Raw genomic sequence first — 12,519 nt, 5'->3', positions numbered from 1 at the left:
GGACGCGGGCGACCGCTCGGTCCGACCCCGGTCAGCCCGCGGGCTGTTCGGCCCTGTCGCCGCCCCAGAGCGTGTGGAAGCTGCCGTCGCGGTCGGTGCGCCGGTAGGTGTGGGCGCCGAAGAAGTCGCGCTGGCCCTGGGTCAGGGCGGCGGGCAGGCGCTCTGCGCGCAGCGCGTCGTAGTACGCGAGCGCGGCCGCGAAGCCGGGCGTCGGGATGCCGCGGACGGCTGCGGTGGAGACCACGGCACGCCAGGCCTCCTGCGCGTTGCCGATCTCCTCGGCGAACTCCTTGTCGGCGAGCAGGGTGGGCAGGTTCGGGTCGGCCGCGAAGGCGGAGCGGATGCGGTCGAGGAACGCGGCCCGGATGATGCAGCCGCCGCGCCAGATGGCGGCCACGGCGCCGAGGTCGATGTCCCAGCCGTACTCCTTCCCGGCCGCGCTGATCATGTTCCAGCCCTGGGCGTACGAGACGACCTTCGAGGCGTACAGCGCCTGCTCGACATGGGCCGCGAACACATCGCCGCCCTGCTCCCCCAGCGCGCTGCGGCCGGGCCCCGGCAGGGACCGGGCGGCCTCGCGCAGCTCCGCGTGGCCGGACAGGGAGCGGGCGAAGACCGCCTCGGCGATGCCGGAGACGGGGACGCCGAGGTCGAGGGCGGTCTGCACGGTCCAGCGGCCGGTGCCCTTCTGCTCGGCCTGGTCCTGGACCACGTCGACGAAGGGCTTGCCGGTGGCGGCGTCGGTGTGCGCCAGCACCTCTGCGGTGATCTCGATGAGGTAGGAGTCGAGCCGGCCGGTGTTCCAGGTGCGGAAGGTCTTGGCGATCTGCGCGGGCTCGTATCCCGCGACGTGCCGCAGCAGGTCGTACGCCTCGGCGATGAGCTGCATGTCGGCGTACTCGATGCCGTTGTGGACCATCTTCACGAAGTGGCCTGCGCCGTCGGGGCCGATGTGGGTGCAGCACGGGCTGCCGTCCTTGGCCTTCGCGGCGATGTCCTCCAACAGCGGGCCGAGCGACTCGTACGACTCCGCGGAGCCGCCGGGCATGATGCTGGGACCGTGGAGCGCGCCTTCCTCGCCGCCGGAGATGCCCGTGCCGACGAAGTGGATGCCGCGCTCGCGCAGCGCGGCTTCGCGGCGGCGGGTGTCCTCGAAGTGGGCGTTGCCGCCGTCGATGATCATGTCCCCGGGCTCGAGCAGCGGCGCGAACTCGTCGATGACGGCGTCGGTCGGGCCGTCCGCCTTCACCATGATGACCAGGCGCCGGGGCCGCTCCAGCGAGGCCACGAAGTCCTCGGGGCTCTCGGACGGCACGAAGGTGCCTTCGTGGCCGAACTCCTCGACGAGCGAACGGGTCCTGGAGGGGGTGCGGTTGTGGACGGCCACGGCATGGCCGTGCCGCGCGAAGTTCCGTGCCAGGTTGCGACCCATCACGGCCAGGCCGGTGACGCCGATGTGTGCCGACGCGTTGGTCATGTCTCAACTCCCGAGGTGGTGGCGCAGATGCGGGCCGCTGCTGTTCGGTCTCTTCATACGGAGACCTACAGTACGTCGCTCAATGACACGCGGTGGCCGGTCAGAACCACTCTTCGGGCGCCTCGGAGTCGACGACGTGCATCGCGGCCTCCTCGGCGGACGCCGCGGCGCCGTCGATGCCCATGTCGCTCGCGACGAGGTCGCTCTCCTCGTCGGGGTGGGCCCCCTCGTCCGGGGCCACGAGCCGGCCGGCGCGCCGCTCCCCGACTTCCTCGTCCCACAGTTCGCCGTCGCCGCCCGGAACGTCCCCGACCCCGTCCCCGTCGGGCAGGTCCTGGTCCGGCATCTCGCGGGCGAGCCGCACGTCGAGGGTCTCCCCCTCGTGCTGTTCCTCGGCCGTCGTGCCGTAGGTCTCCACCGCCCAGGGCCGTTCCGGAGGGGAGTAGCCCTCCTCGTAGACCTCGGCCGGGCCGCGCGTGTCGAGCGTGTCCTCGGGCTCGAGGAGACTGACGTCGTCCTGCTGTTCCGAGCCGTCCGGCTGGTAGACCTCGTCACCCATCATGCTCTCGCTCATCGTCGGCCTCGCTGACTGGTCTCCGCCCTCCGGATGGGTGCCGTCTTTCCCTCTCCAGCATGGCGCAGACCGGGTCACAGGGCCACAGATGGGAAAGGAAGTCGGGGGCGCTAGGAGCCCAGGACCTCTCTGAGGTCATAGCCGACCGGCTCCTCCAGCTGGGCGTACGTGCACGACTCCGGCTCGCGGTCCGGCCGCCAGCGGCGGAACTGGGCCGTGTGCCGGAACCGGTCGCCCTGCATGTGGTCGTACGCGACCTCGCAGACCCGCTCGGGCCGCAGCGGCACCCACGACAGGTCCTTCGTGCCGGTCCAGCGGCTTACCGCGCCGGGCATACGACTGGTCGCGTGCGCCTCCTCCCGGGCCCACTCCGCCCAGGGGTGGCCCTCGACGTCGGTCATCCGCAGCGGCTCCAGTTCGGTCATGAGCTCCTCCCTGCGCCGCATCGGGAAGGCGGCGCAGACGCCGACGTGCTGGAGGCGCCCCGCCGTGTCGTGGAGGCCGAGGAGGAGGGAGCCGACGACCGGGCCGCTCTTGTGGAGCCTGAGGCCGGCCACGACGCAGTCGGCGGTCCGCTCGTGCTTGACCTTGACCATGACCCGCTCGTCGGGGCGGTAGCCGAGGTCGGGGCGCTTGGCGATGACGCCGTCGAGGCCGGCGCCCTCGTACTGCTGGAACCACTGCTCGGCGACCGCGTGGTCGTCGGTCACCGGGGCGGTGAAGACCGGGTCCGCGGCGTCGCGCAGGGCCTCGGTCAGCGCGTCCCTGCGCTCGCGGAAGGGGGTGCCCATCAGGGAGGTGTCGCCGAGCGCGAGGAGGTCGAAGGCGACGAAGCCGGCGGGGGTGGTCCCGGCGAGGAGCCGGACCCGGGAGTCCGCGGGGTGGATGCGCTCCAGGAGGGCCTCGAACTCGAGGCGCCCTCCGCGGATGATGACGATCTCCCCGTCGACGACGCAGCGGGGCGGCAGGTTCGCGAGAAACGCGGCGACCAGTTCCGGGAAGTAGCGGGTGAGCGGCTTGCCGGTGCGGCTGCCGATCTCGACCTCGTCGCCGTCCCGGAAGACGATGGCCCGGAAGCCGTCCCACTTGGCCTCGTAGTGCATGCCGGACGGGATTCTGGCCGCCGACTTGGCCAGCATCGGCTTGACCGGGGGCATCACCGGAAGGTCCATGCTTCCTCATTCTGCTGCCGGGGCCCGGCACGCGCCTGCCGGAAGGCGGTGCCGCCCGCTGGAAACCGTCCCCGCCCGCCGGGTGCGGTGCGGCCCTCCCGGGCCTAGCGTGGCCCTATGCGAGAGACGGTTGAGCTCACGGTGGGCGGGCGGCCGGTGCGGCTGTCCAACCCCGGCAAGGTGTATTTCCCCGAGCGGGGGTTCACCAAGCTCGACCTGGCCCGCTACTACATGGCGGTCGGCGAGGGCATCCTGCGTGCGCTCCGTGACCGTCCGACGACACTGGAGCGCTACCCCGACGGCGTAGCGGGCGAGTCGTTCTTCCAGAAGCGGGCGCCGAAGAATCTCCCCGAGTGGATCCCCACCGGGCGGATCGCGTTCCCCAGCGGGCGGTACGCGGACGAGATCTGCCCCACCGAGACCGCGGCCGTCGTCTGGGCGGCGAATCTCGGCTGTCTGACCTTCCATCCCTGGCCGGTCCGGCGCGGGGACACCGAGCACCCGGACGAGCTGCGGATCGATCTCGACCCGCAGCCGGGGACGGGGTACGAGGACGCGCTGCGGGCCGCCGTCGAGCTGCGCGACGTGCTGGACGGTCTGGGGCTGCGGGGGTGGCCGAAGACCTCGGGCGGCCGGGGCATCCACGTCTTCGTACCCATCGAGCCCGCCTGGACGTTCACGCAGGTGCGGCGGGCCGCCATCGCCGTGGCGCGGGAGCTGGAGCGGCGCGCACCGGAGCGGGTCACGACCTCCTGGTGGAAGGAGGAGCGCGGCGCGAAGATCTTCGTGGACTACAACCAGACGGCCAGGGACCGGACGATCGCCAGCGCGTACTCGGTGCGCCCGCGGCCGCACGCCCCGGTGTCCGCGCCGCTGCGCTGGGACGAGCTGCCCGACGCGCGCCCCGAGGACTTCGATCTGGCGACCATGCCGGTGCGGTTCGCCGAAGCCGGCGATGTGCACGCGGACATGGATGAGCATGCCTTCCGCCTCGAGGCCGCGCTCGAGCTGGCCAGCAAGGACGAGCGGGAGCACGGTCTCGGCGACCTCCCCTACCCGCCTGAGCACCCGAAGATGAAGGGCGAGCCGAAGCGCGTGCAGCCCAGCCGCGCCAAGCAGTGAGCCGCGCGGGCGCCGCGTGACCTCATGGGCGGATGGGGCGGAAGAGACAGGAGTTGAGAGGCTCCCAAGGCGGCCCTAACGTGGCCATATGAGTGAAAGACGGGACCTGCGCTCTCCAGGGGTGAGGGTCCCGTCGGAGAAGATCGCGGTTCCCGGTACGGCCCCCTCGCCGATCGGAAGGGAGTGGCTGTACGACGCCCTCGACGCGGGAGCGGACCAGCCGGTCACCCTGCTCTGTGCGCCCGCCGGTTACGGCAAGACCATGCTGCTCACCGCATGGGTCCGCAGGACCACGTCTCCCGTGGCGTGGGTGCGCATCGACGGCGGCGACAACGATCCGCGGCACCTGTGGCCGGCGGTCCGGTCGGCGCTGCGGGCGACCGGAGCCGTACCGGACCAGGCGCTGTCGTGCCTGGCCGTACCGGACTCCGGCGGCCGCCAGGAATACCCGGAGCACCCTGCGGGCCCACGGGTCACCCTCGTACTCGACGGTCTCGAGGCCCTGACCGACCCGCTGGCGCTGCATGGCCTGGAGCTGCTGCTGCGCCACCAGCCCGGGTGGCTGCGGCTCGTCATGGCGGCGCGCCGCGAGCCGCCGCTGCCGCTGTACCGCCTCAGGCTGGCGGACCGGCTCCACGAGGTGCGCGAGGAGGCGCTGCGCTTCTCCGAAGGCGAGGCCGCCGAGCTGCTGCTCCAGCACGGCCTGGTCCTGGCCCCGCGCGAGCTGGCGGGGCTGATGCGGCTGACGGAGGGGTGGCCCGCCGCGCTGCGGCTCGCTGCCGCAAGGCTGCGGCAGGAACACGACCCGAGGGCCTTCCTCGCCGCGTTCACCGGCGACGAGCGGAGCGTCGCCGACTATCTGACCGGCGAGATCCTGTCCCGCAGCCCGCCCGCGGAGCGCGAGTTCCTGCTGCGTACGAGCGTCTGCGAGCGGCTGACCGCCGATCTCGCGGGCGCACTGACCGGCCGGGACGACGCGGCCGCGGTGCTCGACGGGCTGCACCGCGGCGACGTACTGATCAGCCGGTCCGGCTCCTCCTGGCATCGGTATCACCCCCTGCTCAGAAGCCACCTCTACGCGGAACTCCGGCGCCGCCGCGCCCGCCTGGTACCCGGGCTGCACCGCGCCGCGGCGGACTGGTTCGCCGCCCACGACCTGCCCGTCGAGGCCGTCCGGCAGGCCATCGCCGCGTCCGACCTCCCCCGCGCCTCGGCCCTGCTGGACCGGCACGGCACGGGCCTGGTGTTGTCGGGCCGCGGCGGGACCGTACGGCGGCTGCTCGGCGAACTGCCGGCGCCGGCGCTGGAGGCGGAACCCGGGCTGCTGCTGGCGGCCGCCCTGGCGGACCTCGACGCGGGCGACACCGTGGCCGGCAGCCGGCACCTCGCGCTGCACGCCCGCTCTTCCCCCCCGCCCCCACGACCCGCGGGTGCGGACCCTCCGCCAGATCGCGCACGTCGAACGAGCGCGGATGCACGGCAGCCTGCGGGAGGCGCTGCACATCGCCGAGCAGATCCCCCTGGCCGCACTGGACGGTGACGACCTGTCAGCCCTCGCAAGGGCGGACCGGGGCATGGTCCATGTGGAACTGGGCCATCTCACCCAGGGCAAGGCGGATTTGGAGTCGGCCCTCGCCATCGCCGTACGGCGCCGCCTCGATCACCTCACGGCTCAGTGCATGAGCTGCCTCGCCGCCGTCGCCGCCGCCGAGTGCGGCTTCGCCCGCGCCGCGCACCTCGGCGAGCAGGCCGCGCGGTTCGCCACGGCGCACGGCTGGGAGCGTACGGCCCTGTGCGCACCCGCCTACGAGGCCGCCGCCTGGGCCGAGTTGCAGCGGTCGGAGTCAGCGGCGGCGGAGCGCTACGCGAGGCTGGCCCGGCAGTCCGTACGCGGACAGGCCGATCCCAGCATGGAGTTCGGCGCCCGCCTGGTCGGCGCGGTGAGCGCGTACGAGCGGGGCCTGCAGTACGAGGGGTTGCTCGAACTGCGCCGGGCCTGGGCGGCCTGCGCGGGCCGTCCGCTCATGCCGGAGCTGGCCGCCTTCGCGGCCGTCGCGGAGGTCGAGATGGCGCTGGCCGCCGGCCGCAGGGCCTGGGCGGCCGAGGCGCTCGACCGCGCCCGCTTCAGGCTGGACGGCAGCGCGGAGACCGAAGTCCTCGAGGCGTCCGTGCTGGCGGCCAGGGGACACCACGAAGCGGCGCGCGCGGCGCTGCGGCACGCCCTCGACGGGTCCGTGGAACCGGTCGTCGTCAGCACGCTCATCGAGGCGTGGCTGCTGGAGGCCCGCCTGTGCGCGGCCCACGGAGAGCAGCCGCGCGCCGCGCACGCCCTGCGCGAGGCGGTGGACCTGGCCGGGCCCCGGCAGGCCCTGCGCCCCTTCCGCGTCTCCGCGCCCGGCCTGCGGCACCTGTTCATCCGCGCGCTGACGGGCGCCGGGCCGCTCGAACCCTTCGCGAGCGAGGTACTGCGTGTCATGCCGGACGGCACGGGACCCGCTCCGGCGGTGGTCCTCACGCCCCGGGAGACGGCGCTCCTCCAGCGGCTGCCCTCGCTCCATACGATGGACGAGCTCGCGGCGGACCTGTTCGTCTCGGTCAACACGCTCAAGACCCATCTGCGCAGCATCTACCGCAAGTTGCAGGTGGGCAGCAGGCGCGAGGCCGTCGTCGCCGCGCGCGAGCGGGGCCTGCTGTGAGCGGTGGCCTGCTGTTCGCGCCTCACGCCTCGGACTCGGGGAGCGGCTCGAGTTCACCGCGCGCGTCGAGCCGGTACAGCAGCACCAGGGCCGGTCCGACCAGGACCACCGCGACGACGGTGACGAGGACCAGCCAGCGCAGGGTCGTCGGTGCACCCGCGGCGTCGCCCACCGTCAGCGAGGTGGGTACGAGATACGGCCGCTGCGCCACGCCTCACGCCACGACCGCCAGCGCCACCGAGGCGACGGCGGTTCCCCTCGCCCACCCGGTCGCTCCCCTGACGAGCAGCGCCGCCGTGGCGACGGCGCAGGCGGCCGCGAGGACGACGGGCACGAGTCCGCTGCCGCTGGTGAGGCCGTGGTGGACGTAGCTCGCGTCGCTGCGGGTGACGCCGAGGCCGACGGCCGCCAGTGCGGCGAGGACGCCCAGGCTGCACAGGGCCCGCCGCCGGAAGTAGCCGACGAGGTCCGCCACTTCGCAGCGGCGGGCGTCGCCGGTGAGGAAGACGGCGCCGAGGAACGCGCTCGCGGTGAGGGTGAGGAGCCCGGCGATGACGGACGTGGGGTTCGCCCAGGCGTGGGCCGAGGCCTGGGTGCCCGGGGCGACCCGTCCGGTGGCGACGCCGCCGACCGCGGCGCCGAGGAAGTACGGCGTGAGCAGCGACGAGACGGCGAACGCCGCGCCGTATACGCGCCGCTGGGCCAGGCGCCGGGTCGGCTTCCGGAAGGCGAAGCCGGCGCCGCGCAGGACGAGGCCGACGGCTCGCCGGGACCGAGGTCGGCCCCGTCACCCTGGTCGCCGGGGTGAACCCGGCGAGGATCGAGTCGAGTTGCGGGATCTTGATGCCGCCGGACACGCTGCCGTCCGGGTGCATCCGGCCGAAGAGGTACGCTGGCGGGCCGGCAGCAGTTGTCCGGGGCCGTTCGCCAGCAGATACGCGGCGGCGCTCATGGGCTTGTCGTCAGCCGCCCGTCGCGAAGCCGGGGAAGAGGGTCATCCCGCCGTCCACGTAGAGCGTGGTCCCGACGACGTAGTCGAGGAGGTCCGAGGCCATCACGACGACGGCTTGGGCGATGTCCTCGGGCTCGCCGACCCTGCCGTAAGGGATCAGGTTCAGCAGGTCCTGCTCGGCGGCCTCGGTGTCCCAGGCGCTGCGGTTGATGGGGGTGCGGATGGCGCCGGGCGCGACGGCGTTCACCCTGATCCGCTCCGGGGCGAGCTCCTGGGCCAGCGTCGCCATCATCATCTGCACCCCGCCTTTGGACGAGGCGTAGTTGACGTGTCCCGCCCACGGGATGACCTGGTGGACCGAGCTCATGCAGACGATCTTTCCGGCGGACCGGGAGACCTCGGGGACCACACCGCGCCGCCGGAACTCCTTGACGGCTTCCCTGGCGCACAGGAACTGTCCGGTGAGGTTGACGTCCAGCACCTTCTGCCACGCGTCGAGCGACATCTCGCCGATGGGTGCGTCGCGCTGGAGGCCCGCGTTCGGCACCAGGATGTCGATCGTGCCGAGCTCCCCGACCATACGGGAGATCATGCCGGTGACCTGGTCCTCCCGGGACACGTCGGCCTCGTGCGCGTAGGCCCGTACGCCGAAGCTCTCGATCTCCTTGACGACGGCTTCGGCGGCCGGCCGGTCGGCGACGTAGTTGACGACGACATCGGCTCCCGCGCGCCCGAGTCCGATGGCGGTCGCCTTGCCGATCCCCGAGTTGGCGCCGGTCACCAGCGCCTTCTGTCCCTTGAGGAGGGGCGCGGAGACGGTCTGCCGGCCTTCGCGGTTGGCGGTGTTCACTGAGGTCTCTCCTCACCGGCGGCGGGCGGTGTGTCCCGGATGTCCACCGTGAAGAATCCATCACCCGCGACGGGTCGTACGGGGCACCGCGCCCGGTTGATCTGCTGGAGGGAGTATCTGAAGCCCTACGGGCTAACCGGAGGCCTGAAGAGGTGTCACCGCAGGCGCTCGGCGATGTGGTCGCCGACCCGCAGGGCGTTGGCGATGGCGGTGAGGGAGGGGTTCACGGCGCCGATGCTCGGGAAGAAGCTGGTGTCCACCACGTAGAGGTTGTCCAGGTCGTGGGCCTTGCAGTACGTGTCGAGGGCCGAGGTCCCGGGGTCGGTGCCGAAGCGTACGGTGCCCGCCTGGTGCGCGGTCGCGCCGATCGGCATCCCCTTGTGCAGATAGATGCTGTGCGGCAGCAGGTAGTGCGTGTGCATGCCGAGGTGTCCGAGCATCCGCTGCAGCTTGTGCCGGAGCCGCTGGACCCCGTTGATGTTGTTGCCCTCGTCCAGCGCCAGGTGGATACGGCCGTCGCCGTCCAGCGTGACGCGGTTGTCCGGCGCCGGGAGGTCCTCGCCGCACAGCCAGAAGTCGACCGCGTGGTGGGCGAGCACCTCGAAGGGCATGTCCGGGGAGAGGGCTCCCGCCCAGCGCGGGGCCTCGGCGTGGATCTGCTCGGCGTCGGACTTGCCGAGCATCTGGATGCCGCCCAGCGGGCAGTCCCAGTCGTCCGCTCCCAGATACCAATCGTTGAGCGCGAGCGTCTTCTGGAACAGGGTGTCGTTCGGCTCCTTGGACACCGCCATGAGGGCCAGGTTGTTGTGCCGCATGTAGTGGCGGCCCACCACGTCCGAGCTGTTGGCCAGGCCGCCCGGGTGCCGGTCGTTCGCCGAACGGAGCAGCAGAACCGCGGAGTTCACCGCTCCGCACGCCACCACCACGATATCCGCGCTGAAGGCGGTGGACTCCTCCGCCGCCGTGCCCTCGCCGACGGACGCCACGACCCTCGTCACGCTGCGCCCGGCCGGATCGGTCTCCAGACGCCGTACGTGAGCGCCGGTGACCAGGTGCACGTTGTCGTGTTCGAGGGCCGGGTCGACGCAGATCACCTGGGCGTCGGACTTGCCGGCGACCAGGCAGGGAAAGCCGTCGACACGGTCGCAGCGGATGCACACGCTGCTCCGGGTCGCCCGCCCGTGCGCGTCCTGGGTGAGGTTCACGCCGATGGGCAGGTGGAAGGGGTGCAGACCGTGCTTCTCCAGGTCGTCGCTGAGCTGCTGGATCCGCGGCTCGTGCCGGACCGGAGGGCGGGCGTACTGGGCGCCGGCGGGGCCTTCTGTCGGGTCCTCGCCGTGCTGCCCGTGGACGAGATAGAGGTGCTCGGCCTGGGTGTAATACGGCTCGAGGTCCTCGTAGCGGATGGGCCAGGCCGGGGAGATGCCGCCCTCGTGCCGCAGCTCCCCGAAGTCCTCGGGGCGCAGCCGGAACAGCGCGGCGCCGTAGAACTTGGTGTTCCCGCCGACGTAGTAGTTGACCTCCGGGGGGAACTCCCGGCCGTGCCGGTCGTACCAGAGCTCGGGGGCGCGGTACTTGGCGTTGACGAAGACGGCCGTCGAGTCCCAGTTGTCGCGCTCGCGCGGCAGGTAGCCGCCGCGTTCCAGCAGCAGGATCCGCTTCCCGGACGGCGCGAGCCGGTGGGCGAGGGTGCCGCCGCCCGCCCCGGTGCCGATGACGATGACGTCGTAGTGCCGGTCCTCTGCCACGGGAGCCTCCGGAGGGTCAGGTGGGCGGCCGCGGGAGTGCGGCGGGTGCCTCCCGCTCGGCCCGGGTGAGTGCGGCGTCGAGGGTGATGGCGGCGTCGATGAGCCCCAGGTGCGTGAAAGCCTGCGGGAAGTTGCCGAGTTGCTCGCCGGTGATGGCGACTTCCTCGGAGAACATCCCGAGGTGGTTGGCGTAGGTCAGCATCTTCTCGAAGGCGAGCCGCGCCTGGTCGAGGTGGCCGGCGCGGGCGAGCGCGTCGACGTAGGAGAAGGTGCAGAGCGAGAAGGTGCCCTCGGAGCCGCGCAGTCCGTCGGGCGAGGCCGACGGGTTGTACCGGTGGACCAGGCTGTCGGACACCAGCTCCTGGTCCATCGCCGCGAGCGTGGAGGTCCACATGGGGTCGTGCGGGGCCAGGAAGCCGACGGTGGCCATCCGCAGCAGCGCGGAGTCCAGTACGTCACTGCCGTAGTGCTGGACGAAGGCCTGCCGTTCGGGGTTCCAGCCGCGGTCCATGATCTGGGCGTAGATCCGGTCGCGCTCGTCGGTCCAGCGGGGCAGGGCCGCGGGCCGTCCGCGCCGGGTGGACAGCCGTACGGCGCGGTCCAGGGCGACCCAGGACATGAGCCGTCCGTAGGTGAAGTCCTGGCGGCCGCCCCGGGTCTCCCAGATGCCCTCGTCCGGCTGGTCCCAGTGCTCGGTGAGCCAGTCGATGAGGGTGCCGAGCGAGGTCCAGCCCTTGTGGTCGAGCTGGATGCCGCGCTCGTCCGCGAAGTAGATGCTGTCCAGCGCCTCGCCGTAGATGTCGAGCTGGAGCTGGCCGGCGGCTCCGTTGCCGATCCGTACGGGGCGGGAGCCGCGGTAGCCCTCCCAGTGGTCGAGCACCTCCTCGGTCAGGTCGGACGAGCCGTCGACCCGGTACATGATGTTGAGCGGGCCGCCCCCGTCGCCCGCCTGCTCCCGTACGCGGTCGCGCAGCCAGCCGATGAACGCGCCCGCCTCCTCGGTGAATCCGAGCCCGAGCAGCGCGTAGACGGAGAAGGACGCGTCGCGGATCCAGCTGTAGCGGTAGTCCCAGTTCCGCTCGCCGCCCACTTGCTCGGGCAGTCCGGCGGTCGGAGCGGCGACCAGCGCACCGCTCGGCGCGTACGTCATGAGCTTCAGGGTGATCGCCGACCGTTCCACGGCCTCCCGCCAGCGGCCGGTGTACTGCGAGCGGCGCAGCCAGGAGCGCCAGTAGCGGACGGTGTCGTCGAACAGCTGCTGGAACTCGGCCTGGTGTATCTCGCGCGGCGGCCCGTCGGCGAAGGACTCCAGGACGATCCCGCGCTGCTGGCCGGCCTTGAGGGGCAGCCAGACGTGGACGCCGCCCGCGCCCCCGTCGTCGATCCTCCTGACGCGCGCCGGGCGGGCGTCCTCCGGCTCGCGCACGGTGTGCACCGTGAGCTCCATGTCCTTGCCGGCGAAGACCGCGCCGTGCTCCGAGGCGTGGATCTCATGGGGCTGCCGGCCGTAGTCGAACCGCGGGACCAGGTCGACGCTGAACTCCATGTGGCCTCGCACGCAGCGCAGCATGCGCACGAGCCGATGGTTCCGGGTGGCGGCGGTCCCGGTCGCGACCGGCATGAAGTCCACCACCTCGCCCGCGCCCTCCTCGGTCATGAAGCGGGTGATGAGGATGGCGGTGTTCGGGTGGTAGAGCTGCTTGACGGAGTACGGCCCCTCGGCGGGCCTGGCCCGGAAGTGCCCGCCATGGCGCTGGTCGAGCAGGGCGCCGAAGACGCTCGGCGAGTCGAAGCGGGGGCAGCAGAACCAGTCGATGGTCCCGTCGGTCGCCACCAGCGCGGCCGTCTGCAGGTCCCCGATCAGGCCGTGGTCGGCGATCAGCGGGTAGTCGCTCATGCGCCCCACCGTCGCGATACGACCGGGGCCG

General features: G+C 72.4%; 11 protein-coding genes. 3 read left to right on the top strand and 8 right to left on the bottom strand.

Annotated features, from left to right (window positions below):
- Positions 1-31 precede the first annotated feature (31 nt).
- The 3 genes from gndA to ACTWP8_RS19020 form a co-directional block, all read right to left on the bottom strand.
- The gene (gene gndA / locus ACTWP8_RS19030; protein WP_443323330.1) at positions 32-1,477 is read right to left on the bottom strand and encodes an NADP-dependent phosphogluconate dehydrogenase; all 1,446 of its coding nucleotides are present in this window, start codon (positions 1,475-1,477) and stop codon (positions 32-34) included.
- Between the two features lie 100 nt (positions 1,478-1,577).
- Complete coding sequence (locus ACTWP8_RS19025; protein ID WP_443323329.1) at positions 1,578-2,051, bottom strand: DUF5709 domain-containing protein; 474 nt, start codon at positions 2,049-2,051, stop codon at positions 1,578-1,580.
- Between the two features lie 110 nt (positions 2,052-2,161).
- Positions 2,162-3,223: an ATP-dependent DNA ligase gene (locus ACTWP8_RS19020; RefSeq protein WP_443323328.1), complete on the bottom strand. Its 1,062-nt coding sequence runs from the start codon at positions 3,221-3,223 to the stop codon at positions 2,162-2,164.
- A 117-nt stretch (positions 3,224-3,340) separates the two neighbouring features.
- Here ACTWP8_RS19020 and ligD point away from each other — a divergent pair, with 117 nt between their 5' ends.
- From ligD to ACTWP8_RS19005, 3 genes are all read left to right on the top strand, one after another.
- Entirely contained in the window at positions 3,341-4,345 is a 1,005-nt protein-coding gene (ligD, locus tag ACTWP8_RS19015) for a non-homologous end-joining DNA ligase (protein WP_443323327.1), read from the top strand.
- 88 nt (positions 4,346-4,433) lie between these two features.
- The gene (locus ACTWP8_RS19010; protein ID WP_443323326.1) at positions 4,434-5,885 is read left to right on the top strand and encodes a hypothetical protein; all 1,452 of its coding nucleotides are present in this window, start codon (positions 4,434-4,436) and stop codon (positions 5,883-5,885) included.
- Positions 5,818-7,041 (top strand): LuxR C-terminal-related transcriptional regulator, encoded by a 1,224-nt coding sequence (locus tag ACTWP8_RS19005; protein WP_443323325.1) that lies wholly within the window; start codon positions 5,818-5,820, stop codon positions 7,039-7,041. Before ACTWP8_RS19010 ends, ACTWP8_RS19005 begins: the two co-directional genes overlap by 68 nt.
- Positions 7,042-7,063: 22 nt before the next feature.
- Here the strand turns inward: ACTWP8_RS19005 and ACTWP8_RS19000 are convergent, their stop codons facing one another.
- From ACTWP8_RS19000 to ACTWP8_RS18980, 5 genes are all read right to left on the bottom strand, one after another.
- A complete protein-coding gene (locus ACTWP8_RS19000) occupies positions 7,064-7,252 on the bottom strand; it encodes a hypothetical protein (protein ID WP_443323324.1) in 189 nt (62 codons plus the stop codon).
- 3 nt (positions 7,253-7,255) lie between these two features.
- Positions 7,256-7,747: a cytochrome d ubiquinol oxidase subunit II gene (locus ACTWP8_RS18995; RefSeq protein ID WP_443323415.1), complete on the bottom strand. Its 492-nt coding sequence runs from the start codon at positions 7,745-7,747 to the stop codon at positions 7,256-7,258.
- Between the two features lie 256 nt (positions 7,748-8,003).
- Positions 8,004-8,843: an SDR family oxidoreductase gene (locus ACTWP8_RS18990; protein ID WP_443313769.1), complete on the bottom strand. Its 840-nt coding sequence runs from the start codon at positions 8,841-8,843 to the stop codon at positions 8,004-8,006.
- A gap of 155 nt (positions 8,844-8,998) precedes the next feature.
- Positions 8,999-10,591: a GMC oxidoreductase gene (locus ACTWP8_RS18985; RefSeq protein WP_443323323.1), complete on the bottom strand. Its 1,593-nt coding sequence runs from the start codon at positions 10,589-10,591 to the stop codon at positions 8,999-9,001.
- 16 nt (positions 10,592-10,607) lie between these two features.
- Positions 10,608-12,488 carry a glycoside hydrolase family 15 protein gene (locus ACTWP8_RS18980; protein WP_443323322.1) on the bottom strand — a complete coding sequence of 627 codons (1,881 nt, stop codon included), beginning with the start codon at positions 12,486-12,488 and terminating at the stop codon, positions 10,608-10,610.
- Between the last annotated feature and the right edge of the window lie 31 nt (positions 12,489-12,519).

Source organism: Streptomyces sp. 7N604 (assembly GCF_052245475.1).
Taxonomy (GTDB): Bacteria; Actinomycetota; Actinomycetes; order Streptomycetales; family Streptomycetaceae; genus Streptomyces.
This window is presented reverse-complemented; position numbering and strand designations above follow the sequence as displayed.

What these genes read in the sequence shown, in the direction of transcription:
- gndA (WP_443323330.1), bottom strand. Translation starts at nt 1,477, where the DNA reads ATGACCAACGCGTCGGCACACATCGGCGTCACCGGCCTGGCCGTGATG.
- ACTWP8_RS19025 (WP_443323329.1), bottom strand. Translation starts at nt 2,051, where the DNA reads ATGAGCGAGAGCATGATGGGTGACGAGGTCTACCAGCCGGACGGCTCG.
- ACTWP8_RS19020 (WP_443323328.1), bottom strand. Translation starts at nt 3,223, where the DNA reads ATGGACCTTCCGGTGATGCCCCCGGTCAAGCCGATGCTGGCCAAGTCG.
- ligD (WP_443323327.1), top strand. Translation starts at nt 3,341, where the DNA reads ATGCGAGAGACGGTTGAGCTCACGGTGGGCGGGCGGCCGGTGCGGCTG.
- ACTWP8_RS19010 (WP_443323326.1), top strand. Translation starts at nt 4,434, where the DNA reads ATGAGTGAAAGACGGGACCTGCGCTCTCCAGGGGTGAGGGTCCCGTCG.
- ACTWP8_RS19005 (WP_443323325.1), top strand. Translation starts at nt 5,818, where the DNA reads ATGCACGGCAGCCTGCGGGAGGCGCTGCACATCGCCGAGCAGATCCCC.
- ACTWP8_RS18980 (WP_443323322.1), bottom strand. Translation starts at nt 12,488, where the DNA reads ATGAGCGACTACCCGCTGATCGCCGACCACGGCCTGATCGGGGACCTG.